At 41.0% G+C, this 25990-nt stretch carries 26 protein-coding genes; 18 read left to right on the forward strand and 8 right to left on the reverse strand.

Annotated features, from left to right (window positions below):
• The first annotated feature begins 192 nt into the window (after nt 1-192).
• From rimJ to PSF31_RS18785, 4 genes are all read left to right on the forward strand, one after another.
• Entirely contained in the window at nt 193-780 is a 588-nt protein-coding gene (gene rimJ, locus PSF31_RS18770; RefSeq protein ID WP_094962953.1) for a ribosomal protein S5-alanine N-acetyltransferase, read from the forward strand.
• Nucleotides 781-863: 83 nt separating this feature from the next.
• Nucleotides 864-2402, forward strand: coding sequence for a murein biosynthesis integral membrane protein MurJ (gene murJ / locus PSF31_RS18775; protein WP_094962954.1), 1539 nt, complete (start codon nt 864-866; stop codon nt 2400-2402).
• Nucleotides 2403-2761: 359 nt separating this feature from the next.
• A complete protein-coding gene (locus PSF31_RS18780; protein WP_096864846.1) occupies nt 2762-2998 on the forward strand; it encodes a hypothetical protein in 237 nt (78 codons plus the stop codon).
• A 43-nt stretch (nt 2999-3041) separates the two neighbouring features.
• Nucleotides 3042-3614, forward strand: a complete 573-nt coding sequence (locus tag PSF31_RS18785; protein WP_004255079.1) for a helix-turn-helix transcriptional regulator — start codon at nt 3042-3044, stop codon at nt 3612-3614.
• 20 nt (nt 3615-3634) lie between these two features.
• Here the strand turns inward: PSF31_RS18785 and argS are convergent, their stop codons facing one another.
• Nucleotides 3635-5365 carry an arginine--tRNA ligase gene (argS, locus tag PSF31_RS18790; RefSeq protein WP_096864847.1) on the reverse strand — a complete coding sequence of 577 codons (1731 nt, stop codon included), beginning with the start codon at nt 5363-5365 and terminating at the stop codon, nt 3635-3637.
• Nucleotides 5366-5530: 165 nt separating this feature from the next.
• Here argS and PSF31_RS18795 point away from each other — a divergent pair, with 165 nt between their 5' ends.
• From PSF31_RS18795 to PSF31_RS18815, 5 genes are all read left to right on the forward strand, one after another.
• Complete coding sequence (locus PSF31_RS18795) at nt 5531-6085, forward strand: VOC family protein (protein WP_094962958.1); 555 nt, start codon at nt 5531-5533, stop codon at nt 6083-6085.
• Nucleotides 6086-6266: 181 nt separating this feature from the next.
• The gene (gene cutC / locus PSF31_RS18800; protein WP_096864848.1) at nt 6267-7028 is read left to right on the forward strand and encodes a copper homeostasis protein CutC; all 762 of its coding nucleotides are present in this window, start codon (nt 6267-6269) and stop codon (nt 7026-7028) included.
• A 312-nt stretch (nt 7029-7340) separates the two neighbouring features.
• Nucleotides 7341-9764, forward strand: coding sequence for a DMSO/selenate family reductase complex A subunit (locus PSF31_RS18805; protein ID WP_096864849.1), 2424 nt, complete (start codon nt 7341-7343; stop codon nt 9762-9764).
• A gap of 10 nt (nt 9765-9774) precedes the next feature.
• Nucleotides 9775-10392, forward strand: a complete 618-nt coding sequence (locus PSF31_RS18810) for a DMSO/selenate family reductase complex B subunit (protein ID WP_096864850.1) — start codon at nt 9775-9777, stop codon at nt 10390-10392.
• Between the two features lies 1 nt (nt 10393).
• Nucleotides 10394-11170, forward strand: a complete 777-nt coding sequence (locus tag PSF31_RS18815) for a dimethyl sulfoxide reductase anchor subunit family protein (RefSeq protein WP_096864851.1) — start codon at nt 10394-10396, stop codon at nt 11168-11170.
• 54 nt (nt 11171-11224) lie between these two features.
• Here PSF31_RS18815 and cmoB read toward each other — a convergent pair whose 3' ends face one another.
• The 5 genes from cmoB to PSF31_RS18840 all read right to left on the reverse strand — a co-directional run bounded on the left by cmoB (nt 11225) and on the right by PSF31_RS18840 (nt 14464).
• The gene (cmoB, locus tag PSF31_RS18820) at nt 11225-12196 is read right to left on the reverse strand and encodes a tRNA 5-methoxyuridine(34)/uridine 5-oxyacetic acid(34) synthase CmoB (protein WP_096864852.1); all 972 of its coding nucleotides are present in this window, start codon (nt 12194-12196) and stop codon (nt 11225-11227) included.
• Nucleotides 12197-12198: 2 nt separating this feature from the next.
• Complete coding sequence (gene cmoA / locus PSF31_RS18825; RefSeq protein ID WP_096864853.1) at nt 12199-12948, reverse strand: carboxy-S-adenosyl-L-methionine synthase CmoA; 750 nt, start codon at nt 12946-12948, stop codon at nt 12199-12201.
• A 131-nt stretch (nt 12949-13079) separates the two neighbouring features.
• Entirely contained in the window at nt 13080-13478 is a 399-nt protein-coding gene (locus tag PSF31_RS18830) for an MAPEG family protein (RefSeq protein WP_004255048.1), read from the reverse strand.
• Between the two features lie 150 nt (nt 13479-13628).
• Nucleotides 13629-14033 (reverse strand): NUDIX hydrolase, encoded by a 405-nt coding sequence (locus PSF31_RS18835; protein WP_004255045.1) that lies wholly within the window; start codon nt 14031-14033, stop codon nt 13629-13631.
• A 107-nt stretch (nt 14034-14140) separates the two neighbouring features.
• Nucleotides 14141-14464, reverse strand: coding sequence for a DUF4377 domain-containing protein (locus PSF31_RS18840; RefSeq protein ID WP_004255044.1), 324 nt, complete (start codon nt 14462-14464; stop codon nt 14141-14143).
• A 510-nt stretch (nt 14465-14974) separates the two neighbouring features.
• On the opposite strand from PSF31_RS18840, the gene aspS reads away from it, so the two are divergent.
• The 6 genes from aspS (at nt 14975) to ruvB (ending at nt 20552) form a co-directional block, all read left to right on the forward strand.
• Nucleotides 14975-16744, forward strand: coding sequence for an aspartate--tRNA ligase (gene aspS / locus PSF31_RS18845; protein ID WP_004255040.1), 1770 nt, complete (start codon nt 14975-14977; stop codon nt 16742-16744).
• A 5-nt stretch (nt 16745-16749) separates the two neighbouring features.
• A complete protein-coding gene (gene nudB, locus PSF31_RS18850; protein ID WP_096864855.1) occupies nt 16750-17181 on the forward strand; it encodes a dihydroneopterin triphosphate diphosphatase in 432 nt (143 codons plus the stop codon).
• 30 nt (nt 17182-17211) lie between these two features.
• Nucleotides 17212-17955: a YebC/PmpR family DNA-binding transcriptional regulator gene (locus tag PSF31_RS18855; protein WP_004255032.1), complete on the forward strand. Its 744-nt coding sequence runs from the start codon at nt 17212-17214 to the stop codon at nt 17953-17955.
• Between the two features lie 268 nt (nt 17956-18223).
• On the forward strand, nt 18224-18745 hold the full coding sequence (gene ruvC, locus PSF31_RS18860) for a crossover junction endodeoxyribonuclease RuvC (protein WP_004255028.1): 522 nt from the start codon (nt 18224-18226) through the stop codon (nt 18743-18745).
• A 162-nt stretch (nt 18746-18907) separates the two neighbouring features.
• Nucleotides 18908-19525, forward strand: a complete 618-nt coding sequence (ruvA, locus tag PSF31_RS18865; protein WP_004255023.1) for a Holliday junction branch migration protein RuvA — start codon at nt 18908-18910, stop codon at nt 19523-19525.
• A gap of 16 nt (nt 19526-19541) precedes the next feature.
• Nucleotides 19542-20552 (forward strand): Holliday junction branch migration DNA helicase RuvB, encoded by a 1011-nt coding sequence (gene ruvB / locus PSF31_RS18870; protein WP_004255021.1) that lies wholly within the window; start codon nt 19542-19544, stop codon nt 20550-20552.
• A 104-nt stretch (nt 20553-20656) separates the two neighbouring features.
• Here the strand turns inward: ruvB and znuB are convergent, their stop codons facing one another.
• The gene (gene znuB, locus PSF31_RS18875; RefSeq protein ID WP_094962966.1) at nt 20657-21442 is read right to left on the reverse strand and encodes a zinc ABC transporter permease subunit ZnuB; all 786 of its coding nucleotides are present in this window, start codon (nt 21440-21442) and stop codon (nt 20657-20659) included.
• The gene (gene znuC / locus PSF31_RS18880) at nt 21435-22202 is read right to left on the reverse strand and encodes a zinc ABC transporter ATP-binding protein ZnuC (RefSeq protein WP_004255015.1); all 768 of its coding nucleotides are present in this window, start codon (nt 22200-22202) and stop codon (nt 21435-21437) included. The genes znuB and znuC overlap by 8 nt, the downstream gene beginning before the upstream one ends.
• A 76-nt stretch (nt 22203-22278) precedes the next feature.
• On the opposite strand from znuC, the gene znuA reads away from it, so the two are divergent.
• The 3 genes from znuA to lpxM all read left to right on the forward strand — a co-directional run bounded on the left by znuA (nt 22279) and on the right by lpxM (nt 25691).
• Complete coding sequence (znuA, locus tag PSF31_RS18885) at nt 22279-23238, forward strand: zinc ABC transporter substrate-binding protein ZnuA (RefSeq protein WP_096864856.1); 960 nt, start codon at nt 22279-22281, stop codon at nt 23236-23238.
• Nucleotides 23239-23258: 20 nt separating this feature from the next.
• Nucleotides 23259-24599 (forward strand): murein DD-endopeptidase MepM, encoded by a 1341-nt coding sequence (mepM, locus tag PSF31_RS18890; protein ID WP_164560994.1) that lies wholly within the window; start codon nt 23259-23261, stop codon nt 24597-24599.
• 117 nt (nt 24600-24716) lie between these two features.
• Nucleotides 24717-25691, forward strand: a complete 975-nt coding sequence (gene lpxM, locus PSF31_RS18895) for a lauroyl-Kdo(2)-lipid IV(A) myristoyltransferase (protein ID WP_096864858.1) — start codon at nt 24717-24719, stop codon at nt 25689-25691.
• The last annotated feature ends 299 nt before the right edge of the window (nt 25692-25990 follow it).

Raw genomic sequence — 25990 nt, forward strand, 5'->3', positions numbered from 1 at the left:
TGTTGACTGCGTTTGGCTATCTGGGTCACATACTTGAGTATGCTTCACAATGAAGGCATCTAGTGATGTATTCATATTTTAATTTATGTAACATATTTTTCGTGAATGAATTGTAAGCTACACTTTAACGTTCTAAGTTATTGGCTTGGAACTAAAGAAAATATCTGGCTTTTTATTAATTAAGGGTTAACGATGTTTGGTTATCGTTCAAATGTACCGAAAGTGCGTCTTGTCACTGATAGAATGGTTATTCGTTTGACTTACGAACGTGATAATTATCGACTAGCTGATTATTACAGTCTGAATAAAGACTTTTTAATTCCGTGGGAACCCATCAGGGACAACTCTCATTACCAGCCCGCTGGCTGGCATAATCGGTTACAAGTCATGAATGAAATGCATCGAGAAGGAAGTGCTTTCCATTTCTTACTATTAGATAAAGAAGAAAACGAAGTTATGGGGGTAGCGAACTTTAGTAATGTATTGCGCGGCTCATTTTATGCCTGTTACTTAGGCTATTCACTAGGTGAAAAATGGCAAGGACAAGGTCTAATGTATGAAGCGCTAACCCAAGCGATTCGTTATATGCAACAACACCAAAAAATGCACCGAATTATGGCAAATTATATGCCTCATAATATGCGTAGCGGTCATTTATTGACTAAGCTTGGCTTTGAACGTGAAGGCTATGCAAAGCAATACTTACAAATTAATGGTGAGTGGCGTGACCATGTATTGACGGCATTGACAGATAACACTTGGGCGCTGAATAAAGCCTAAATTCCTAATTTACTTTTCAATCGTAGTCAGTTGCAGCGCTCGCTGTTAAACTGATGCGATTGTATTCTTTTAGTCTATCAATCATGAATTTATTAAAATCGTTGGCGGCAGTAAGCTCCATGACCATGATGTCTCGTGTGCTTGGGTTTATTCGCGACGCCATTATCGCTCGAGTTTTTGGTGCAGGAGCCGCGGCGGACGCCTTTTTTGTCGCATTTAAGCTACCGAATCTTTTACGTCGAATTTTTGCCGAAGGTGCATTTTCACAAGCTTTTGTCCCAATATTGGCGGAATACAAAAATCAGCAGGGAGAAGAGGCCACTCGTACATTTGTCGCTTATATTGCTGGGATGCTAACCCTCGCTTTGGCGATCGTAACTATTCTTGGTATGATTGCCGCCCCTTGGATCATTTATGTCACCGCACCTGGATTTACTGACGATGCTGACAAATTTGCGCTGACGACGGATCTTTTACGGGTCACATTCCCTTATATTTTTCTGATCTCTCTGGCCTCTCTCGCTGGGGCTATCCTGAATACTTGGAACCGTTTCTCAGTCCCTGCATTCGCGCCAACATTGCTCAATGTCAGTATGATCATTTTTGCTGCTTTTGCAGCCCCATACTTTAACCCACCCATAATGTCATTAGCATGGGCAGTGCTGGTTGGCGGTGTTTTGCAACTGGTCTATCAGCTACCACACCTTAAAAAGGTGGGCATGTTAGTGCTACCGCGCTTATCATTTCGTGATAGTGGGGTTTGGCGTGTAATGAAAATGATGGGTCCCGCTATTATCGGTGTTTCTGTCGCGCAAATTTCTTTGATTATCAATACGATATTTGCCTCTTTTTTACAATCTGGTTCAGTATCATGGATGTACTACGCCGATAGGCTAATGGAGTTACCATCAGGGGTACTAGGTGTGGCTCTTGGAACGATTTTATTGCCATCACTTGCGAAAAGCTTTACGAGTGGCAACCAAAACGAATATCGTCACTTGATGGATTGGGGGTTACGCCTTTGTCTGCTACTGGCACTACCTTGTGCGTTAGGGTTGGCGATACTCTCTGAAGCATTAACCGTATCTTTATTCCAATACGGTAATTTTACGGCGCATGACTCACTTATGACACAATATGCCTTAATTGCCTATTGTGTCGGGTTAACTGGGATGATTTTGGTGAAAATTTTGGCACCAGGTTTTTATTCACGCCAAGATATTCGTACCCCAGTGAAAATTGCGATTGTCACGTTAATCTTAACGCAATTGATGAACTTAGCCTTTATCGGGCCATTACAACATGCAGGTTTAGCTTTATCCATTGGGTTAGCTGCCTGTTTTAATGCGGGAGTTCTCTATTGGCAATTGCGCAAGCAAGATATTTTTCAGCCTTTAGCGGGCTGGAAAGGGTTTATCGTTAAATTATTGATAGCGTTAATTGTAATGGGTGCCGTGCTATTTGGTGTCTTACATTTTATGCCGTCTTGGCAAGAAGGTAATATGCTGATGCGTATGCTACGTTTGATAGGCGTCGTGATTGTTGGCGCGGGGAGTTATTTCGTTGCTTTATACGTGCTTGGGTTCCGCCCTCGTGATTTTATGAAACGCAGTATTGCCTAATTAATAAGTATGTCAATGACCTTAAAAGCCCAATTTTAATGAGGAGAGCTCATAAAATTGGGCTTTTTTATCTCTGTAATCTACGTAGTTAAGGTGCCAACAGGCATAAATTCTTTCCCTTCAATTTCTAATTATCTACTCAAATTTATTCTCTTTATAACTGAATTATTAATTTCAAAATTATTTCATGAATTTTCAATTAATTGTTTTTATTGATAAAAATAATATCCAGCTCTATTTCTGGGGTATATTTACTGGGTTGTTGTGACAGCAATTAATTTCAGGGAGTATTCAATTTATTGAATATTATTTGTTGACTGATGTCAACGGAATGGCTATGTTATGTATCAAGGAGGTCGATGAAAAAACACCCAAATAAGCATGTTCAGGCAGCTATTGAATATACGATAGAAAATGGCTGGGTCTGGGTTACAGCAGGAAACTCATCACATACTTTCTGCAAGTTACGCTGTGGTAACGCAGTGGGTGAACACAAAACACATATGATGAGTGTCTGGTCAACGCCAAAAGTTATGGAAGTGCATGCTAAACAGATAATACGTAAAGTGAATCACTGCATTGCTCTTTTAGGTTAATCCAAGCGGCTTAGGCCGCTTATTTATGTAAGATGGGGAAATTATGGCGCTATTTACTTTCACATTAACACTATCGGGTGTGACTGCTGATACGGAAGGCTTAGTTGATACCTTATTCGCCGCAGGCTGTTGCGATGCATTGGTGTGCTTTTATGGTAAATCGGTTTATTTAGAATTTGATAGGGAAGCGGAATCTTTTGATCTTGCAATTGAAACTGCGATTACAGATGTTGAAAGTACATCGCTGAATATAAAAGTGGAATCTATTGATTCCGCTTTGGTTGGGTTAAGTGATATTGCAGAATTGACAGGGCTAACCCGTCAAGCAGTGGCTTTGCTGAAAGATGGGGCTCGAGGTAAAGGCCATTTCCCTACACCCGTACAACGTTTGAAAGGGACATCCCCGTTATGGGACTGGGCGAGTGTTGCTGATTGGCTACAACAGAATAACCGTTTGTCGAATAACCCTGAACTTTATGAACAAGCAAAAATACTTTGTAAATGGAACTTAGTACTCCGTAATTGCGCAAATGAATATATCGATGAATTACAAAAACGAACAACAAAGTTAGCGAAACAGCGCAAACAAAAACGGCTCACCAAAGTGAACCGTTAATAGACTATTTATTGATTTGATTACATTCTTTCAACGGTTTCAATACCTAGAGTATCTAAGCCCGTTTTTAGTGTTTTTTGCGTTAATGCAGCCAATTTCAAGCGGCTTTGGCGCTGAGCTTCGTCATCGGCTGACAAGATAGGGCAGTGCTCATAAAAGCCTGAGAATAAACCAGCTAGTTCATATAAATAAGCACACATCACATGAGGTGTACCATCACGAGCAACAGTTAGAATGGTTTCTTCAAACTGTAACAAACGTGTCGCAAGCGCAATTTCACGTGGGTCTTGTAATGAAATAGGCAGAGTTAAGTCTGCATGGGTTAAATTGGCTTTCTTGAAAATAGAAGCCACTCGAGTATACGCATACTGCATATACGGAGCGGTATTTCCTTCGAAAGCTAACATGTTGTCCCAATCGAAAATATAATCTGTCGTTCTGTTTTTGGACAAGTCAGCGTATTTAACGGCACCAATACCGACAACATTTGCGACATTGAGCAATTCATCTTCAGGCATATCTGGGTTTTTCTCACGGATCAGCGCTTGAGCACGTTCAACCGCTTCATCCAGTAAGTCTGATAAACGAACGGTACCACCTGTACGAGTCTTAAATGGTTTGCCATCTTTACCTAGCATCATACCGAACATGTGGTGCTCAAGTGCCATTGATTCAGGGATATAACCTGCTTTACGGACGATGGTCCATGCTTGCATTAAATGTTGATGTTGGCGAGAGTCAATATAGTAAAGTGAGCGGTCAGCATGAAGGGTTTCATAACGGTATTTCGCACAGGCAATATCAGTTGTTGTGTACAAGAAGCCACCATCTTTTTTCTGGACGATCACGCCCATTGGTTCGCCTTCTTTATTTTTAAATTCGTCGAGAAAAACAACCGTCGCGCCTTCACTCTCGACAGCTAAACCTTTGGCTTTTAAGTCTGCAACAATACCGGGTAGCATACTGTTATATAAGCTTTCGCCCATCACGTCATCTTCGGTTAAAGTGACATTTAAACGGCGATAGGTTTCTTGGTTTTGCTGCATAGTGATATCCACTAATTTGCGCCACATTTGACGACAATATTCATCACCGGATTGCAGTTTCACAACGTAGCCACGAGCGCGGACTGCGAATTCTTCATCTTCGTCGTAGTGTTTTTTGGCTTCGCGATAAAATTCTTCGAGGTCGGCAAGTGCCATATCTGTGGCATCTTCATTTTGAACTTTCTCAAGATAGGCAATTAACATACCAAATTGCGTACCCCAATCACCGACGTGGTTGGCACGGATGACTTTATGACCAATAAATTCTTGAGTGCGTGCCGCAGCATCACCAATAATGGTGGAGCGTAAGTGGCCTACGTGCATTTGTTTCGCGACATTAGGCGCAGAATAGTCAATGACAATCGTTTCAGGCTTGACGGGCGCGATGCCTAAGCGCTGGGAAGCCAATGCCTCTTCAACATGCTTTTCAACCCAAGCCGGCTCAAGGAAAATATTAATAAAGCCGGGGCCTGCAATTTCAACTTTGCTGGCAATCCCTTCCAAATCTAAGTGATTAACAAGCTGTTCAGCCAGTTGTCGCGGAGCTATCCCCATCTTTTTAGCAGCGCCCATCACTCCATTGGCTTGGTAATCACCAAACTGAGCTTTAGCGGATTGACGCACAAGTGCATCACTGTCTTCTGGAGCACCCGCTGCTAACATCGCAGTACTAATTTTATCTGAAAGAATCGCCTGAATATTCACCGAATTACCTTAAATTACGAACATAGTTACCGCATTGTGCCATCACATGCGCATAACTAAAAGGTGGAAGAGAAAAATCGGCAGGTTTTATACCACATTTTGGGGCTCTCATGCTACAGTCTGCGCCACTGTTTAGCAGATAAGTTTTTGTCAAGGGGGCGTTAAGTGCCACAGTTTAGCAAAATTTCGCAATTACAAGATTTATGGGATGACCTACCTATATTCATAGGTAAATTACAACAGATGGCGCAAGAGATAAACGTATTATTGTCATCCTTTCCGATTGACCATATTTCAGTGCGTTGTCATCATATTGCAACTGCAGAACGTTGGCACCAAGGGTTAATGCAATGTGCCCAACTTTTATCTGATAATATAATTAATGGCCGACCGATTCGTTTATATGAGCTAAGTGAGCCATTAAATATCGCGGGTCAAGATGTATTTATCATTGAGTTGCCTTTTCCAAAGGACAAAATTTACTCGAAAGAAAGTTGGGAACACATCGAAATGGTAATAGATGTTGAGCCGAATCAGCTAGAAACCGCGGCATTGCAGTTATTACCTGAACCTTTACCCCAAGGGTATAGCATTAAAATGAGCCAACCCAAAGGGCAGCAAGAAAGGTTGCCAAATCCAACATTAGCAGTGTCAAATGGTGAGATAACAGTTAAATACCATCCATTCCCGCTAAAAAAGATAATTGAAAGTGAAAAATAAGTGATGTAATTAACGTTATTGATCAATAGTACCCGTTAACTTTTGGCGGTGTGATATCTATCCGATAACATTTTTTGATAAATGGCATTATTAGGCGAATTGTTAACGTTTAACATTAAATCTTTCATTATTTTTTGGGCACATAAAGCCAGTGTTTTATTGCTCTATTTCGGAGGTTGTCATGGCAAAACTGGAAATCTGTTGTTTCGGAATTGAATGTGCCCAAGTGGCTCAAGAATATGGTGCAGATCGTATCGAACTGTGCTCTGGCGCCGCTGATGGTGGTCTGACACCCAGTTATGGTTACCTGAAATTAGCGAAAGAGAAACTACACATTCCAGTTCATCCTATTATTCGTCCTCGTGGTGGCGATTTTTGCTATAACATCAGTGAATTTGATGTGATCCGTGAAGATTTAATCATGATTAAGGAAATGGGTTTTTCAGGTGCCGTTATCGGTATATTGGATAGCGAAGGGCGTATTGATATCAACAGGATGCAAATGTTGATGGAAATAGCTCAAGGGATGAATATTACTTTCCACCGCGCATTTGATATGTGTATTAACCCATCGTTAGCTTTAGAACAATTAAAGGAACTCGGCGTGGCTCGCATTTTAACTTCTGGGCAGCAACAAAGCGCGGAGTTGGGCTTACCTCTCTTGAAAGAGTTACATGAAAAAAGCCAGCAAATCAATGGCCCACAAATTATGGCGGGTGCGGGCGTACGTTTAGCTAACCTAAGTAAATTCATGGAAATCGGTTTATCTGAGGTACACAGTTCCGCAGGGAAAACGGTACCATCAACCATGAGTTACCGCAAAGTAGGCGTTACAATGGCTTCTAATAGCGAAACCGATGAATTTACTCACTATTGTGTGGATGGCCCTACAGTAGAAGCGATGAAGGACTTTATTTCTATTACAGAAAAAGTTTCCGTTTAATTGCCGCTAGCCATAATACGCAGCTTTACTATTTACCTGCACGGCTTTGATATGGAAATTTTAAATAGATTGTTATTCACTAAGGAAAATCAATTAGTTGGTTTTTCTTAGTGTTTATTAGCTACCATGCAGTTAATTATTGCTAAAATAGTCGATAGAAATACTAATAATATGATTTATTTATCATTAATAGCTTAATTATTGCTTGTGTTGATGCATGTCAATTAACCACTTTTTTTATAAGGCTACTATCTAATTACTATAAGAATACTAAGTAATTCAATTTATAATAATTAATAAGGTAGCAATGTAATGATCAATAAAATCAGGGAAAAAGCGCTGAGTAGGCGACAGTTTATTCAAACTTCTGCCTCTATCGCTACAACAACGGCTATCGCCAGCTCCATCTCACTACCTTTTTCCGCTCAAGCAACACCAACCATCACAATTCAACCAGATGAAGTCAGTGAAAAAATCAAATACAGCGCATGCTTAGTTAATTGTGGCAGTCGTTGCCCACTTAAAGTACATGTGAAAGATGACGTCATTACTCGTATATCGAATGAAACCATGTATGACGACACTCAGTTTGGTTTACATCAAATACGTCCTTGTTTGAGAGGGCGCTCTGTTCGCTGGAAAACCTATAACCCAGACCGCTTGAAATACCCATTATTACGTACAGGTAAACGGGGAGAAGGCAAGTTTAAACGGATCAGTTGGGATGAAGCGACGACGATAGTGGCACAAAAATTGCGCTCAACTATTGATACATATGGCAATGAAGCGATTTACTATCAGTATGGTTCAGGATCTACCGGTGCTAATTTACAAGGACGTAATGCTTGCAAGCGGTTATTAAGCCAATTAGGTGGGTTTCTTGACCAACATGGAACCTACTCAACCGCACAAATAAACGGTGTTATTCCGTATGTTTATGGCAAGTTGGATGATTCGCTGTTATCTGAAATAGCCAATAGCGATTTAGTCGTCATGTTTGGCCATAATATCGCGGAAACACGGATGTCCGGTGGTGGGCAATTCTACGAAACCTTAAAAGCGTTGGAAAAAAGCCAAGCTAAAGTCATTATTATTGACCCACGTCGTACTGATAGCGTGACAACACTAGGTGCTGAATGGATCCCGATTTATCCGGGCACTGACGGTGCGCTTGTCGCTGCGATTATCCATACATTAATTAAAGAACAATTAACGGATGAAGCCTTTTTAGCTCAATACTGTGTGGGTTGGGATAGTCAGACACTCCCTGAGTCCGCACCAAAAAATGGTTCCTATAAGGATTATATTTTAGGGCTCGGTGATGATGGTATTGAAAAAACGCCGCAGTGGGCTAGCCAAATTACAGGCGTCTCACCAGCTCGTATTATTCAACTGGCTCGTGAGCTGGGTAATGCAAAAGCCGCGTGGATTTCTCAAGGTTGGGGGTTACAAAGAACGGCATCAGGTGAACAAGCTGCACGGGCTGTGATGATGTTACCCATTGTTACGGGGCATATTGGACGCCCAGGAACGAATGCCGGAGGATGGGGAGGAAACGTGGCGTATTCTGTGCCAGGTTTTGCTATTCCAAACCCAGTTAAAACCAAAATTCCGTGTTTTATGTGGACAGATGCGATAGCGCGTGGTACCGAAATGACCGCGACAAACTCGACACTGCTCGGTAAAGAACGACTTGAAACCAATGTGAAATTTTTATGGCACTATGCGAGTAATGTCACGGGTAACCAACATTCTGACTTGAATAAAACCCACAAAATTCTAACGGATGAGTCCCTATGTGAATTTATTTTGGTTTGGGATACGCATATGACGCCATCGACTAAATATGCGGATTTAATTTTACCTGATGTGACCAGTGTTGAATCGAATGATTTAATTAATAACTCGTATGCCAGTGGTGCTTACCATTATGCTATCCGCCTACAAAATGCGATTACGCCATTATGGGAATGTCGCCAATCTTATGATGTTTTAACTGATATCGCTGAAAAACTGGGTATTAAAGACCAATTTACCGAAGGCCGTACACATGAGCAGTGGATAGAACATTGCTATAACTTGATGCGAGAAAAAAATCCACATTTGCCAACGTTCGAAGAAACGAATGACATGGGAATTGTTGATAGAAAATTGGCGAATAGTGCAGATTATATTGCTTTAAAACCATTCAGAGATTCACCTGAAACCTCACCATTACCAACACCATCGGGTAAAATTGAAATTTATTCAGAAAGGCTCGCTAAGATAGCGAAAGAGTGGGATTACCCTGCTGACCAGCGAATACCTGCTGTGCCTGAATATTGTGTAAATACTGAAGGCGTCGAAAACAAGCAAGCTAAACAAAAATACCCGCTACAAATGACTGGCTATCACGATAAAGGCCATGCGCATTCTTCATATTTTAATATTGCGATGCTACGCGAAGCCGTTCCGCACCAGTATTGGATTAACCCAATTGATGCGTCTGCTCGTGGTATTCAAGATGGTGATATGACTGAAATTTTCAATGACCGTGGACGTATGCATATTAAAGCAAAAGTGACAGAACGCGTATTACCCGGTGTGATTGCAGTTCCGCAAGGTGCTTGGCGAGAAGTCAATGAAGAGGGGGTCGATATTGGTGGCTGTATTAATACACTCACCACACAGCAGCCTTCCGCTCTCGTTAAAGGAAATCCGCAACATACTAACTTAGTTGACGTGAAACGTGCATAAGGAGTGACGAATGAAACAGTATGGTTTTTATTTTGACTCAACAAAATGCACAGGTTGTAAAACGTGTCAGGTGAGTTGTAAGGATGAAAAGGACCTTGATTTAGGGCCTAAATTCCGTCGGGTATACGAGTTTGGTGGTGGAAGTTGGCAACAGCAAGAGGGGATATGGCAACAGAATGTTTATAGTTACTATCTATCAATTTCCTGTAATCATTGTTCTAACCCTACCTGTGTTGCAGGTTGCCCAACCGGTGCAATGCATAAACGTGAACAAGATGGGTTAGTAGTAGTAGACCAAACCATTTGTGTCGGGTGCCGTTACTGCGAACTACGTTGTCCATATGGCGCACCACAGTATGACGAAAAGAAAAAATTGATGAGTAAATGCGATGGGTGCTATGAGCGGGTCGAAAAAGGGATGAAACCTGTTTGTGTTGAATCTTGTCCACAACGCGCATTGGACTTTGACGATATCAACATTCTTCGCGAGCGCCATGGCAATATTAGTGGGATTGCCCCCATGCCAAACCCAGCTCTTACTAATCCTAATATTGTTATTAAGCCGCACAAGGATGCTAAACCTTGCGGTGACAAGAGCGGTAAATTACAAAACCCAGCAGAGGTATAACATGCACGAACTTCCACTCGTTTTTTTCACCGTATTGGGGCAGTCGGCAGCAGGTTTATATTTATTAGTATATGCGAGCCGAAAACTGGGCATGTTGAGCGAAACCCAATTGCGTCATGCCAATATAGCGGCATTTGTCATTATGATCATTGCGCTAGCCATCGGTGGGCTACACGTTGGGCAGCCTCTGCGCTTCTTTAATATGCTTTTAGGTGTAGGCCGTTCACCAATGAGTAATGAAGCTTTGCTTAGTGGTATTTTTGTTGCTTTTGGGGCTGCAACTTTATTATTCACCTTGTTTATTAAAAATAAAGCGCTAAGTGAACTGTGCAATGTTGCCACGGTTATTTTTGGTTTGGCATTCGTCTGGTCAATTCCTCAAGTGTATAATATTGCGACGGTAGCCAATTGGTTTACTGTTTTCACAACCGTACAAATGTGGATGACTCTGTTAGTTGCTGGTGGCGCATTGGCTATTCTATTCGGTGCTCAGCGGTTAGGGGCGATGGCATTTTTGATTGGTTCAATTATTATTTTTGCCACTCGTGCCGCTTATGTGTCATTTTTAGGCGAAACAGGACCAGAGATTAGCGCTGAACAAGCTGGTTTTTGGAGCTTCCAGTTAGTCGTATTAGCGGTGATGCTGTTCGTTTATCCGGCTCTGTTATATCGCGGAAGAAACTCATCTGTAATATTAGGCTTATGTGCGCTAGCCGTTATTTTAGCGGAGTTAGCTGGCCGAATTGCCTTCTATAATTTATGGCAAATAACAATGTAATATCTTGATAAAATGAAATAAAATGCCTACGGCGTAACTGCCATAGGCATTTTTTTATGGTTTACGAGCAACTAAAATAGCGCGTAATGGTGCGGGGTAGCCTTCGATAGTTTTGGTTTTATCATTAGGGTCTAAAAATTCAGCCAATGAATCTGTTTTCATCCATTGTGTACGGCGTTGCTCTTCCAAAGAGGTCACTTCTTGGTCAACAATCCGGACATCAACAAAACCACATTTTTCTAACCAAACTTTGAGCATTTTAGCGGAAGGAATAAAATAGACATTACGCATTTGAGCATAGCGGTCACCGGGGATTAAACACTGAAATTCATCCCCCTCAATAACTAGACTCTCTAAAACCAATTCACCTTCGCTCACTAATTGGTTCTTAAGTTGCCACAAATGGTCAAGAGGTGAACGGCGGTGATAAAGTACACCCATTGAAAACACAGTATCAAATGCCTTTAACTCTGGCAGTTGTTCGATACCTAAAGGCAATAAGTGCGCACGTTGGTCATCGCCCAATAATTTTCTCACCGCCTCAAATTGGCATAAAAATAATTCAGTTGGGTCGATACCGACAACAAATTTGGCATCTTGCCCTAACATACGCCACATGTGATAGCCACTGCCGCAACCGACATCTAAGACATAACGGTCCTTTAGTGATGAAATATGGGGTAATACGCGATCCCATTTCCAGTCAGAGCGCCATTCGGTATCAATATTCACACCATAGAGAGAAAAAGGGCCTTTACGCCATGGCATTAATTGTTCAAGAATATTATTCAGGCGCCGAGTTTCACCGGCTGTGAGCTCGGGTTCACGTGTAGCAGTCACGCTGTTGCGTAAATCCAAATCAGTAGGGACCATTACTGGCAGGTTATCTAGCATTTTTTCCCATGAAGAAAAACCACCGTGTAACCCTTGTTTTTTCCATGCTGAAAGTTGTGCCGGAAGCGTTTCAAGCCAATGACTTAGGGGGCCAACCGCAATTTGTTGGTAAAAACGACCAAAATCAATCATGCTTAGGCCTCTTTAACCGCTAACAGTGAACCAAAATTAAAACACTGGAACCAAACTTCACAGTGAGTAAAACCTGCATTTTTTAAACGCGCTTTATGTGCTTCAATAGAATCTGTGAGCATCACGTTTTCTAACATGCTACGTTTTTGGCTGATTTCTAATTCGCTATAGCCATTCGCCCGTTTGAAGTCGTGATGCATATTGAATAATAACTCACCGATTTCTTTATCTTCGAAGTTAAATTTCTCAGAAAGGACTAAAATACCGCCGGGTTGTAGCCCTTGATAAATTTTACTGAGTAATAATTGGCGATCTTCTGGGTTGAGAAACTGCAAAGTAAAATTGAGCACAACCATAGAGGCGTTTTCAATATTTACATCACGAATATCACCTTCTATAACTTCAACCGGTGTGTCAGCACGATAGGCATCAATATGGCGGCGGCAACGTTCAACCATTGCAGGGGAGTTATCAACAGCAATAATTTTGCTTTTTTCTACTGTAATATTACGCCTTATCGATAAGGTTGCTGCACCTAAAGAGCAGCCTAAATCGTAAACATGGCTGTTGGGTTTGACAAAGCGACCCGCTAGCATGCCAATCATCGTAATAATATTAGAGTACCCTGGCACGGAGCGTTGGATCATATCAGGGAATACTTCAGCAACTTTTTCATCGAATTGCCAGTCACCAAGGTTAGCGATAGGCGCAGAGAAAAGGCGGTCTTTTGAGGTTGGATCCGAGTTTGACATAAGTTCTGTATTAATCAAAAACAAAAGTAGGGAAGGATTGTATCAGAAAGGCAGTCTACTGAAAATCAATCCATAAGCAATGAAATAATGAGCGGCACATTAATAATTCGTGCCGTTACAGAGAATAAAAACTAAAGATTAAATGAAACGATTTGTAGCCAAGGTAGGTAATAAGTATTGGCGATAACCATCAGCGCCATAGCAAGGTAAGTTGCTACCATGCCTGAACGGCGATATGAGTAGTCGTGATTTTTTAAACCATAAGAGTGCAGTATTCGCCCTGCAATTAAGATCAAGCCACAAATATGAATCATCCATACTTGTGCGCCATTCATTTCCATTAAAAGCAATAAAATTAAAGAGATGGGAATGTATTCGATGGCATTACCATGAACGCGGATTGCGGTTTGCAACTCATAAAAACCGCCATCACCATAAGCTATACGGTATTGATTACGCAGCTTCACAACATTTAAGGATAATCTAAGCAGCAGTAAGGCACCCAGTACAGCGTACAAAGAGCTGACCATTTTTTACTCCACCATAAAACGAATCAAACTATGAAAACACCTAAAAATATAAGTTATAGTAATGGGTATTAACAATATTTGGTGAATTGTAAATCCTAAAAAGCCGTTCGACAAATGAAATCACAACTTTTTTAAGTAATCATATATGCTTTATTGAATTAATCCGTCTTTTTTTAATTGTGACAGAATGGTCACTGCCGTGCTTGAGCAGCGAGGTAAATCGTTAATGCTAAACCAATCCAATTCGGCAATCTCAGCAGCAGGATGGGGTTCGCCTCTATAGTCCGCAAAGTAGCAACGAATACGGACTTGCGTTCCATCTGATTTTCCATCAGCAGGGCCAATAAACTCGCCATAAAACCGGATAGAACTGATAACTAAGTCGAGTTTTAATTCTTCGGCAATCTCACGGCAGAGTGCTTGTACATCCGTCTCACCTTGTTCGCGTTTTCCACCGGGTATATAAAACAAACTTTTATTATGGGAACGCACCATCGCAATTTTGTGATCTGATAGGGTGATTAACCCAAGCTTATCGATGATTTTAACACTCATAATAGGGTCACTCTATTATTTACTGATGATAAAATAATTATGGTTATAAGTGAGTCATTAAGTAAACTGATAAAATTACTTAATGACTTAAATTAAATTTTTAAATGCTATTTCTTTTCAACGATTTTTATCAATTCATAACGAATACTTGGGGCATCAGCCGGTGGGTTAGGTACATCGAATTGCTTCACTTGTACAGTATAAGAGAAGCCTGGTTGATATTCGAAGCCTTGAATTGAGCTATAAAAAAGTTGCCAGTCATCACTTGGGTTTTCTTTCACTTTCATACACTTCATTGGGGCAACGCCCATACAATCAGCAAGTGAAGAATCAATATAAAAAGTTTTTGTATTATCAGTCTCTGCGGGTTTCATGTTTTGGCATCCAGCGAGTAGTACGAACATGGAAGTGGCAAGTAAAAATTTTTTCATGGGCAATCCTTAAACTGCAGATGATGATTAATTCAGCGTTATATCTATATATTTTGATTATAGCAAACTGAAAAAGGTAACGATTCTGAAATAGAAAGATTAATGATTAAAGAGGTATTTATTAATCAATAATTGAATTGGAATGCATTAAGTGGTGATTTTTTACTCAAAAAGGCTTCGAGCTGATGAAATAAACCTTTGCTGCAATATGTACATGGTGCGGATAGTCCCTTAAAATCGATAGGATCATCGTGATAGACGTCTATCTCGCTATTCAATTTTATTATTGTTGATTAGTAAAACAATAATTGATGAAAATATGATTAAAAACAAAATGGTTTACGCGTTATGTAGAATACGTAACTATTTGTCTAACAGAATTTCCTGTATAATGTCTGCCTTTTTGACATTCTGAATTTTCAGCCCGTGTTTCGCAAATAAATAGGGTTCAGCAAAATGCCAAAATCCCGCAGCAAGCAAAAGCACAACAGCTGAGTAAAAGGATATTGTATGCGTACTAATTATTGTGGGCAGTTAAACATCGCTCACGAAGGCCAAAAGGTCACTCTTAGTGGATGGGTAAACCGCCGCCGCGATTTAGGTGGTTTGATTTTTATCGATATGCGTGACCGTGAAGGTATCGTGCAAGTTTTCTTCGATCCCGATCGTAAAGACATATTTGAAAAAGCGTCAGAGCTGCGTAATGAGTTCTGTATCCAAATCACAGGGACAGTACGCGCACGTCCAGATAGCCAAAAAAATAAAGACATGGCAACGGGCGAAATTGAAGTTTTTGCTGAAGAACTGAATGTTTTTAATAAGTCAGAGCCACTGCCGTTAGATAGCAACCAAACAAATACAGAAGAGCGTCGTTTAAAATATCGTTATTTAGATTTACGTCGCCCAGAGATGTCTGACCGTCTGCGTACGCGTGCTAAAATCACCAGCTTTGTTCGTAACTTTATGGATAAAGAAGGGTTCTTGGACGTTGAAACGCCAATGCTAACCAAAGCAACGCCAGAAGGTGCTCGTGACTATTTAGTACCAAGCCGTGTTCATAAAGGTAAATTTTACGCATTACCACAATCACCACAATTATTTAAACAATTGCTGATGATGTCAGGTTTTGACCGTTATTATCAAATCGTAAAATGTTTCCGTGATGAAGACCTACGTGCGGACCGTCAACCTGAATTCACCCAAATCGATGTTGAAACCTCGTTCATGACCGCAGAGCAAGTGCGTGAAATTATGGAACGTATGATCCGTAATTTATGGTTAGAGGTAAAAGGGGTTGATTTAGGCAACTTCCCAATCATGACCTTTGCGGAAGCTATGCGTCGTTATGGTTCAGATAAACCAGACTTACGTAACCCAATGGAGCTGGTGGATGTTGCGGATATCGTAAAAGATGTTGAATTTGCGGTGTTCTCAGGCCCAGCAAACGATCCGAAAGGTCGTGTTGCGGCTCTGAAAGTCCCCGGTGGCGCAGCTATGACCCGTAAACAAATCGACGAATATGGTCAATTTGTTGGTATTTATGGTGCGAAAGGCTTGGCTTGGATGAAAGTCAACGAGCGAGCTAAAGGCCTTGACGGTATTCAAAGTCCAGTTGCAAAATTCTTGAGTGAAGACGTGATTAACCAGTTATTAGACCGTACTGGTGCCGTTGATGGCGATATCTTGTTATTCGGCGCGGGCGCGAAAAATGTGGTGACCGATTCAATGGGTGCGCTACGCTTGAAAGTCGGTCGTGACTTTGAATTAACCGATTTAAATAGCTGGCAGCCACTGTGGGTGATTGATTTCCCAATGTTTGAAGATAATGGTGAAGGCGGGTTAACTGCGATGCACCATCCATTTACGTCTCCTAAAGATTTCTCACCTGAAGAACTGGCGAGTAAACCTGAAGAAGCCGTTGCTAATGCGTATGATATGGTCATCAATGGCTACGAAGTTGGCGGTGGTTCAGTCCGTATTCACCGCAACGAAATGCAACAAACAGTATTTAGTATTTTAGGTATTAATGAAGAAGACCAACGCGAAAAATTTGGCTTCTTATTAGATGCATTGAAATATGGTACACCACCACATGCAGGCTTAGCATTTGGTCTTGACCGTTTAGTGATGCTGTTAACAGGAACGGATAATATTCGTGATGTTATTGCTTTCCCGAAAACAACAGCGGCCGCGTGTCTAATGACGAATGCACCGAGCCATGCTAACCCGGATGCATTAACGGAACTTGCTATCGCTGTGGTTGCGAAAGACGAAGAGTAAGTTCAATGAAAAAATATAAGCACCCAGAATCAGTATTAGTCATTATTGTGGCTCAAAATAGTGGACGGGTGCTTATGTTACGACGTAAAGACGACCCAGACTTTTGGCAATCAGTGACTGGAAGTTTGGAGCCTGATGAAAAACCGTATGAAACGGCGTGTCGTGAAATTAAAGAAGAAACAGGTTTTGAGGTTGAACAAAACCAGCTGCAAGATTTGTCGCACAGTATCATCTTTGAAATTTTCCCACATTTCAGGCATCGTTATGCACCCGATGTTACGCATTGCAAAGAACATTGGTTTAAAATGGTGCAAAGTGAAGAAAAAATGCCATTACTGACGGAACACAGCGAATATCGTTGGCTAGCACCAGATGAAGCGGCGAGCTTAACGAAATCCTGGAGCAACAGTCAGGCTATTTTAGAATTTGCTGTTTAATTATTTATTGACGTTTTTTGGAGATATTTCATGGCAGGTCATAGTAAATGGGCCAACACCAAACACCGTAAAGCGGCACAAGATGCTAAGCGCGGTAAAATTTTCACTAAAATTATCCGTGAATTAGTGACTGCAGCGCGTTTAGGTGGTGGTGATCCCGCAACAAACCCACGTTTACGTGCAGCGGTAGATAAAGCATTATCTAACAACATGACTCGTGACACCTTAAACCGTGCTATCGCTCGTGGTGTTGGTAATGATGATAACGATAATATGGAAACCATCATTTATGAAGGTTATGGCCCAGGCGGAACGGCTGTTATGGTTGAATGTTTAAGTGATAACCGTAACCGTACTGTTTCTGAAGTGCGTCATGCATTCACTAAAACGGGTGGTAACTTGGGGACAGACGGCTCTGTTTCTTACTTGTTTACTAAACGCGGCGTAATCACTTATGCGCCTGGTGTTGATGAAGATGCGATCATGGAAGCGGCATTAGAAGCGGGTGCTGATGATGTTGAAACTTATGATGATGGCGCAATCGATGTTTACACAACGCCAGAAACTTTTGGTGAAGTGAAAGATGCATTAGATGCTGCGGGTTTCACCAGTGAAGCTGCAGAAGTCTCAATGATCCCATCAACTAAAGCCGAGTTAGATGCAGAAACAGCGCCTAAATTGTTACGTCTTATCGATATGTTAGAAGATTCAGACGACGTTCAGGAAGTTTACCACAATGGTGATATTTCTGACGAAGTCGCTGCCACACTGTAAGTTGTGAGGCACTAAATGGCGGCCTAGTCATTTAGCATAATCCGCGTAGAGAAAGCGGGCTGATGCAGCCTGTTTTCTCTAACGCCTTCGATGCTTTCCTTCCTTTTATTCGCTATACTTGGCTAAGTATCAGTGCCATAACTCGCCTTTATTATCACTATTCTGAATGTTGGATTTGATATTCAAATAGCTATTTGATTGAAATTGATAGTATTATGAAGCTTATTAGAACAACATGATTAATATAAAGAGGCATAAGTAAATTTATATGGCGATTATTTTAGGTATTGACCCTGGCTCTCGTGTTACGGGGTACGGTGTTATTCGCCAACAAGGCCGGCAACTACTGTATTTAGGTAGTGGTTGTATTCGTACACAAGTTGATGATTTACCAAGTCGTCTGCAACGAATTTACGCGGGCGTCTCGGAAATTATCACTCAATATCAACCGGATATATTATCCATTGAACAAGTCTTTATGGCGAAGAATGCGGATTCCGCATTAAAACTTGGGCAAGCTCGGGGAGTTGCGATTGTCGCCGCTGCAAACATGAATATACCCGTATTTGAATATGCAGCACGTCAGGTCAAACAAACGGTGGTAGGCACAGGAGCCGCAGAAAAAAGCCAAGTACAACATATGGTTAAATCGATTCTGAAGTTGTCAGCGAGCCCACAATCTGATGCAGCAGATGCTTTGGCAATTGCGATAACACATTGCCATTTCAATCAAAACCTTTTAAAAGTTGGCGACCCACGGTTAGTTTTAACTCGCGGTCGTTTAAGATAGCGAGTTTATCTTAAACAGAATTGCTTATTAATAAATAGCGCGCAGCTGGATATGCATCCAGCATTTTTTATGGTATAAACAACGGTATTAATGATAATAAATCAACCTGTTCAGGGTTTAGATAGTATGTTCAGGGTTTAGATAGCAATAGAGGGCTTCAATGTGATAGGTCGTTTACGTGGTATTGTTTTAGAAAAGCAACCTCCAATCGTATTATTAGAACTACAAGGTGTTGGTTATGAAGTCCATATGCCAATGACTTGTTTCTATGAGTTGCCCGAAATTGGTCAAGAAGCAATTGTGTTTACTCACTTTGTTGTTCGTGAAGATGCTCAATTACTATATGGGTTTAATGATAAGCAAGAAAGGGCGCTATTTAAAGAGCTGATCAAAGTAAATGGTGTTGGCCCCAAATTAGCCCTCGCAATTTTATCCGGTATGTCTGCTCAACAATTTGTGTCTGCTATTGAACAAGAAGCTATTGCATCACTGGTTAAATTACCTGGAATTGGTAAGAAAACTGCAGAACGTTTAGTGGTCGAAATGAAAGACCGCTTCAAAGGCCTTAATGGGGATTTATTTAATCAAAATAGCGATATTAATCTGCCAAGTGTAAATAGCAAAGTACCAAATATGGCTGATATTGAAGCGGAAGCCGCCGCCGCACTGATTGCTTTAGGGTATAAACCACAAGAAGCAAGCCGTATGGTGAGTAAAGTCGCAAAACCGGATAGTGACTCTGAAACACTGATCCGTGATGCCCTTCGTGCAGCACTTTGATTGAGAGATTTTTAATATGATTGAAGCCGATCGCCTAATAACTGCTGAAGTATTACAGTCAGATGAAGAAGCTATTGACCGTGCGATCAGGCCAAAGCTATTAAATGAGTACATTGGTCAACCTCAGGTTAAAGACCAAATGGAAATATTTATTCAGGCAGCGAAAATGCGAGGGGATGCACTTGATCACCTACTCATTTTTGGTCCCCCGGGGTTAGGTAAAACAACGTTGGCAGGGATTGTTGCGAATGAATTAGGCGTTAATCTACGTACAACCTCAGGGCCTGTATTAGAAAAGGCCGGCGATTTAGCTGCCATGTTAACTAATTTAGAGCCCCATGATGTCCTATTTATTGATGAAATTCATCGATTATCCCCAGTTGTTGAGGAAATACTTTATCCCGCAATGGAAGATTATCAGCTAGATATCATGATAGGCGAAGGGCCCGCAGCGCGCTCTATTAAAATTGATCTCCCGCCTTTCACGTTAATTGGTGCAACGACTCGGGCAGGGTCGCTCACATCACCATTACGTGACCGGTTTGGTATTGTGCAACGTTTAGAATTTTATCAAGTTGACGATTTACAACATATTGTCAAACGTAGTGCCCAATACATGGGGTTAGATATCACCGAAGAAGGGGCTTTACAGGTTGCTATGCGTTCGAGGGGAACTCCACGTATCACCAACCGTTTGTTACGTCGTGTGCGGGATTTTGCTCAAGTGAAAGGTGATGGTTCAATTGATGGGCTAATAGCTAACCAAGCTTTAGACATGTTAAATGTGGATGCTGCTGGTTTCGATTATTTAGATAGAAAGCTTTTAGTTGCTATTATTGATAAATTTATGGGTGGCCCAGTTGGGGTTGATAACCTTGCAGCAGCTATCGGGGAAGAGCGTGAAACCATAGAAGATGTATTAGAGCCTTACCTTATCCAGCAAGGTTTTATTCAGCGCACCCCTCGAGGCCGTATGGCGACAGTTCATGCATATAACCACTTTGGTTTAACCCCTAAAGAAATTTGATTATATAAAATAAATAAGTATGGCCCCAATATTGTTATCAATATTGGGGCCATCTGTGCTAAAAACAGCGCGTGATGACTAAAATGCATAGCTTAAAGCTTAAATTAATTTTTCGCTTTTATTGTTAAGCTAAGTACGAATAGAACAGCCGATACCAATACGACAGACGGCCCAGCAGGGGTATCGTAGAAAGCAGAAAGTGTTAATCCACCAGTTACAGCAATCATACCAATTAAGATAGCGATAAAGGCCATTTGCTCAGGTGTTCGAGCAAAACGCCGAGCCGTTGCCGCGGGTATAATTAATAAAGACGTAATAATTAAAGCTCCGACAAACTTCATTGCAATGCCAATTGTTAGTGCGGTAACTAACATTAGTAATAAACGCAGTCTTTGAATATTAATGCCATCAACAAAAGCAAGTTCAGGGCTAACCGTTATGGACAAAAGTGCCCGCCAACGATAAAAAAGCAACCCGCAAACGACAATGACGCCAATAAAAATCGTTATAATATCTTCATAGCTGACTGAGAGTAAGTCACCAAATAAGTAAGCCATTAGGTCAACACGGACATTAGCCATCAAGCTAACAACGACTAAACCTAAAGACAGTGAACTGTGCGCCATAATACCCAGTAGAGTATCAACAGCAAGTTGTGGCCGCTTTTCTAGCCAAACTAAAATTAAGGCCAATAACAAAGTGACAGCAATAACAGCATAGAATGGGTTGATATTTAATAGAAGCCCAAATGCGACGCCTAGCAATGAAGCATGAGCTAATGTATCGCCAAAATAGGACATTCGGCGCCACACAACAAAAGAGCCTAAAGGACCTGCCGCAATGGCAAGTAGCATGCCTGCTACCCAGCCGGGTAATAGTAACTCAATCATGTTTGCAGTCCTTGCTGTGTTGGTGACCAACAATAATATTGCCTTCTAAATCATGTTGATGATTATGTTGATGACGGTATACACCGAGTTGTTGAGCACCGCGATAACCAAACATTGCTACAAACTCAGGGTGGTTTGAAACAACGTCTGGCGCGCCAGAACAGCAAATATGGCCGTTAATGCAAAGTACTTTATCTGTTTTTGCCATCACGAGATGTAAGTCATGGGAAACCATTAATACAGCACAATTAAGCTCAGTTCTTAATTGATTAATTAAATCATATAGTGCAACTTGGCCTGTAATATCAACACCTTGAGCGGGTTCATCGAGCACTAACAGGTCAGGTTTATTGAGTAGGGCGCGAGCCAGTAAAACACGTTGAGTTTCACCGCCTGATAATTTTTGCATCGGTTGCTCGAGTAAATGCGTTGCTTTGACTCTTTCGAGTGCAGGTAACAAATGCTCTTTACGAGCACCGAGCTTTAATAACATAAAACGTTTAACAGTAAGAGGTAGCGTGGTATCCAGATGAAGTTTTTGTGGAACATAGCCAATAGCAAGAGAAGAGGGACGCGTAATGGTACCTGATGTAGGGGCAAGTAACCCGAGTACAACACGTACAATAGTTGATTTTCCAGCGCCATTTGGGCCTAAAAGGGTTACGATATCACCTTTATTCAGTTCAAAGGTAACATCGTTAAGGACCTGTTTTTCGCCAAATGAAACAGAAATTTTATTTAAAGTCAGTAATGGTTGCATATGAAAAACATCTTGCAGAATTCATTTTGTGTTATATTATAACATTTCAAAATCAAAATCACGGAAAAAGACTGCTATGATACATAAATCGAAAAACATTGCCTGCAAATTTCTTTTCGGGGCGGTGGCGACCTCCGTATTAAGTACAACTATGGTATCAACTGCGAATGCTGATGTTGTAACGTCAATTCGCCCACTGGCCTTTATTGCCGCAGGGATTGCCGACGGTGTCACTGAGACACAAGTTTTATTACCAGATGGTGCTTCACCTCATGATTATGCACTTAAACCCTCTGATTTGAAAAAAATTAAACAGGCTGATCTATTCGTATGGGTTGGACCTGATATGGAAATGTTTTTACAGAAGCCAATCAATACATTACCACAGAATAAACGCCTAGCATTGGCTGAGCAGAAAAACATTAAGCCACTACTTATGGCGGAGTCACATGAAGATGAACATGATCACGAACATGGAGATGAAGCTAACCATGACAACGATCACGAACATCATCACCATGGTGAGTATAATATGCATATCTGGTTATCCCCAGAAATTGCAAATTACGCTGCGCAAGATATTTATGAGCGTTTAGTAGAGCTTTATCCTGAACAAAAAAATAAGCTAGACGTAAACCTTCGTAAATTCAAAGAAAATATGACGCAAAATGATCAGAAAATTGCTAATATTTTGCAGCCAGCTAAAAATAAGGGTTATTTTGTTTTTCACGACGCTTACGGTTACTTTGAAAAACACTATCAATTAGCTCCATTAGGGCATTTTACGATAAACCCAGAAATACAACCTGGCGCGCAGAAATTACATCAAATACGAACACAATTGGTTGAGCACAAAGCGCAATGTGTTTTTGCTGAGCCACAATTCAGGCCTGCTGTGATTGAAAGTGTAGCACGAAATACGGGGGTGAAAATGGGAACTCTCGACCCACTAGGAATTGGGCTGGCGATAGGGCCAGATAGCTACATGCAGTTTTTGACTCAATTATCAGAGCAATACGCCAGCTGCCTGAATTAAAAATAGAAGGAATTGTTTAAGTGCAGCAAATGGCCAAAAGTCTGGCTCAGGTATACGGTAGCCTGTCTAGGACACATAAAATTGTATTAAGTACGCTCACTGTAGCGACTATGGCCGTCGCAATTTGGCGGCCAGTTCATGTACCAACGACAACTGAAAATGATGGCACGCCGGATACCATCATACCGCTCTCATTATTACCTGCAAGTGATGCTACCGACGATATAATTCAAGACAGTAGTGAACAGCTACCTGATGAAGGCCTTGCTGATACCGAAGCTGAAGCAATAGAGACAGGGGGAGAAGCTGCGCCTCTCCCCCATGAATATGTTGTTGCAAGTGGTGATAACTTAACGACTATTTTAACTCAATTCGGTATTGAAGCTGGGGATGTTGCAACGCTATCTAACCAACATAAGTCATTGAGAAACCTTAAAATAGGCCAATCCTTAAATTGGTCTTTAACAGAACAGGGTGAGTTAGAATCATTGACTTGGGATGTTTCTCGCCGTGAGACCCGTGTTTTTACTCGTGTTGGAACTTCAAATAAATTTGAAGAAACCAAGCAAATTCGCGAAGGTGAATGGACTAACAGTGTTTTAAAAGGTACGGTTGACGGTTCATTTGCACAAAGTACAAACAAAACGGGCTTAACACGTAACGAAGGCCGTGAGGTGATTAAAGCCTTACAATGGCAGGTTGATTTCAAAAAATTGAAAAAAGGCGATAAATTCAGTGTGTTAATGAGCAGGGAAATGCTTAACGGGCGCAGTGAGCAGAGCCAACTCATTGGTGTTCGTCTGCAAACTAATGGGAAAAGCTATTATGCTTTTCGTGCTGAAGATGGGCGCTATTATGATAGCGAAGGGAATGGCTTAGAACGCGGTTTCTTACGTTTTCCAACCGCTAAGCAGTTTAGAGTGTCTTCACAATTCAATCCTCGCCGAGTTAACCCAGTTACTGGGCGTGTAGCACCACATAAAGGCGTGGACTTCGCAATGCCTGTTGGCACGCCAGTACTTGCTGTTGGTGATGGTGAAGTGATTGTTTCAAAATACAGCGGTGCTGCAGGCAACTTTATTGCTATACGTCATGGGCGTCAATATACCACTCGTTACATGCACTTACGCCAATTATTAGTTAAGCCTGGGCAAAAAGTTAAGCGTGGTGATAGAATTGCGCTATCAGGTAATACTGGGCGTTCGACCGGGCCTCATCTACATTTTGAAATGTGGGTGAATCAACAAGCAGTAAATCCACTTACTGCGAAATTACCAAGTTCTGGTGGTTTAACAGGAAAAGAGCGTAAAGAATATTTAGCGCTAGTAAAAGAAACGAAACCACAACTTAAACTACAGTAACTTAAGTTTCTATTTTATCGCTGGCAGGTACTTGTATCTGCCAGTTTTCTTTGTAATGCTCCCGTAAACTATTATTATAAGCTATAGAGAGATAGCTAATATTCACTTGAGTACAGCATGAATAAAGATCAAGACACTGATAGTAAAAAAGGCTATGTGCCAACTTTTCACCGTTCTTATCTATTACCTAAATATTGGGGGGTATGGTTAGGAGCGGGTATTTTGGCAGGATTGGCTTTCATTCCGGTTAAAATCCGTGACCCTTTACTCGCTAAAATAGGAAAATGGGTTGGGCGATTGGCTAAAAGTGGCCGTCGTCGTGCCAAAATTAACTTACTTTATTGTTTTCCTAAATTGACAGAACAACAACGAGAAGAATTAGTTGATCGTATGTTTGAAACCGCACCACAGTCTTTTGTTATGTTGGCAGAGCTATGTCTTCGTGGTGCAAGTAAAACGCTAGCTAGAACGCATTGGCATAATCAAGAAATTATAGAGCGCTTAAAACAGCAGCAAAGCAATGTTATTTTTATGGTTCCTCATGGCTGGGCCGTTGATGCACCAGCGATGTTATTAGCAGCAAAAGGCCAGAAAATGGCGGCAATGTTTCATCACCAAAAGAACCCAGTTGCAGATTATTTATGGAATAAAGCGAGATACCATTTCGGGGGGCGCTTGCATTCAAGAGAAGCGGGTATTAAGCCTTTTATTGCTTCTGTTAGACAAGGATATTGGGGGTTTTATCTTCCAGACCAAGATCATGGTGAGGAGCATAGCGAATTTGTTGATTTTTTTGGTACATATAAGGCAACATTACCTGCAATCGGTAGGTTAATGAAAGTTTGTAAAGCGAAAGTTGTGCCACTATTTCCCGTTTATGACCATAAAACGCATCAATTGCATATTTTTATCCGTGAACCAATGGATGATATCGATGGTAAGGACGATAAGTATATTGCACGAAGAATGAATGAGGAGCTGGAATATCTGGTTTCCCCGAACTTAGAACAATACACATGGATACTAAAGCTATTAAAAACGCGAAAAGAGGGAGAAATAGAACCTTATCAGCGAAAAGATCTTTACCGTTAGTGTCCAGATCTACAGAATAATTTTTGAGCCATTACCTTTTGAGTAATGGCTTTTTTTGTCTAAAAGTGTGCTCATCATAGAAATATACACTTAATCCCCATAATTTTGAAAAGCTGGGTACCATTATTAATGGTGTATAGTTATTTAATTTATTTTTATATTTCTTGGTTTTATTATTAGGCTGTTTTTAGTTACTTGTATTGATCTTTTCGAGAGTATAAGAGAACTGATAGCTTTACATAAAAAAATATCCCCTATTAAAAATGATTATCGATATATCAAAATAAATAACTTAAAAA

The organism is Providencia sp. PROV156 (genome assembly GCF_028480905.1).
Taxonomy (GTDB): domain Bacteria; phylum Pseudomonadota; class Gammaproteobacteria; order Enterobacterales; family Enterobacteriaceae; genus Providencia; species Providencia hangzhouensis.

Excerpts from the sequence above, each read along its gene's own strand:
- rimJ (WP_094962953.1), top strand. The coding sequence starts at position 193 with ATGTTTGGTTATCGTTCAAATGTACCGAAAGTGCGTCTTGTCACTGAT.
- murJ (WP_094962954.1), top strand. The coding sequence starts at position 864 with ATGAATTTATTAAAATCGTTGGCGGCAGTAAGCTCCATGACCATGATG.
- PSF31_RS18780 (WP_096864846.1), top strand. The coding sequence starts at position 2,762 with ATGAAAAAACACCCAAATAAGCATGTTCAGGCAGCTATTGAATATACG.
- PSF31_RS18785 (WP_004255079.1), top strand. The coding sequence starts at position 3,042 with ATGGCGCTATTTACTTTCACATTAACACTATCGGGTGTGACTGCTGAT.
- cutC (WP_096864848.1), top strand. The coding sequence starts at position 6,267 with ATGGCAAAACTGGAAATCTGTTGTTTCGGAATTGAATGTGCCCAAGTG.
- PSF31_RS18805 (WP_096864849.1), top strand. The coding sequence starts at position 7,341 with ATGATCAATAAAATCAGGGAAAAAGCGCTGAGTAGGCGACAGTTTATT.
- PSF31_RS18810 (WP_096864850.1), top strand. The coding sequence starts at position 9,775 with ATGAAACAGTATGGTTTTTATTTTGACTCAACAAAATGCACAGGTTGT.
- PSF31_RS18815 (WP_096864851.1), top strand. The coding sequence starts at position 10,394 with ATGCACGAACTTCCACTCGTTTTTTTCACCGTATTGGGGCAGTCGGCA.
- cmoB (WP_096864852.1), bottom strand. The coding sequence starts at position 12,196 with ATGATTGATTTTGGTCGTTTTTACCAACAAATTGCGGTTGGCCCCCTA.
- cmoA (WP_096864853.1), bottom strand. The coding sequence starts at position 12,948 with ATGTCAAACTCGGATCCAACCTCAAAAGACCGCCTTTTCTCTGCGCCT.
- PSF31_RS18830 (WP_004255048.1), bottom strand. The coding sequence starts at position 13,478 with ATGGTCAGCTCTTTGTACGCTGTACTGGGTGCCTTACTGCTGCTTAGA.
- PSF31_RS18835 (WP_004255045.1), bottom strand. The coding sequence starts at position 14,033 with ATGAGTGTTAAAATCATCGATAAGCTTGGGTTAATCACCCTATCAGAT.
- PSF31_RS18840 (WP_004255044.1), bottom strand. The coding sequence starts at position 14,464 with ATGAAAAAATTTTTACTTGCCACTTCCATGTTCGTACTACTCGCTGGA.
- aspS (WP_004255040.1), top strand. The coding sequence starts at position 14,975 with ATGCGTACTAATTATTGTGGGCAGTTAAACATCGCTCACGAAGGCCAA.
- nudB (WP_096864855.1), top strand. The coding sequence starts at position 16,750 with ATGAAAAAATATAAGCACCCAGAATCAGTATTAGTCATTATTGTGGCT.
- PSF31_RS18855 (WP_004255032.1), top strand. The coding sequence starts at position 17,212 with ATGGCAGGTCATAGTAAATGGGCCAACACCAAACACCGTAAAGCGGCA.
- ruvC (WP_004255028.1), top strand. The coding sequence starts at position 18,224 with ATGGCGATTATTTTAGGTATTGACCCTGGCTCTCGTGTTACGGGGTAC.
- ruvB (WP_004255021.1), top strand. The coding sequence starts at position 19,542 with ATGATTGAAGCCGATCGCCTAATAACTGCTGAAGTATTACAGTCAGAT.
- znuB (WP_094962966.1), bottom strand. The coding sequence starts at position 21,442 with ATGATTGAGTTACTATTACCCGGCTGGGTAGCAGGCATGCTACTTGCC.
- znuC (WP_004255015.1), bottom strand. The coding sequence starts at position 22,202 with ATGCAACCATTACTGACTTTAAATAAAATTTCTGTTTCATTTGGCGAA.
- znuA (WP_096864856.1), top strand. The coding sequence starts at position 22,279 with ATGATACATAAATCGAAAAACATTGCCTGCAAATTTCTTTTCGGGGCG.
- lpxM (WP_096864858.1), top strand. The coding sequence starts at position 24,717 with ATGAATAAAGATCAAGACACTGATAGTAAAAAAGGCTATGTGCCAACT.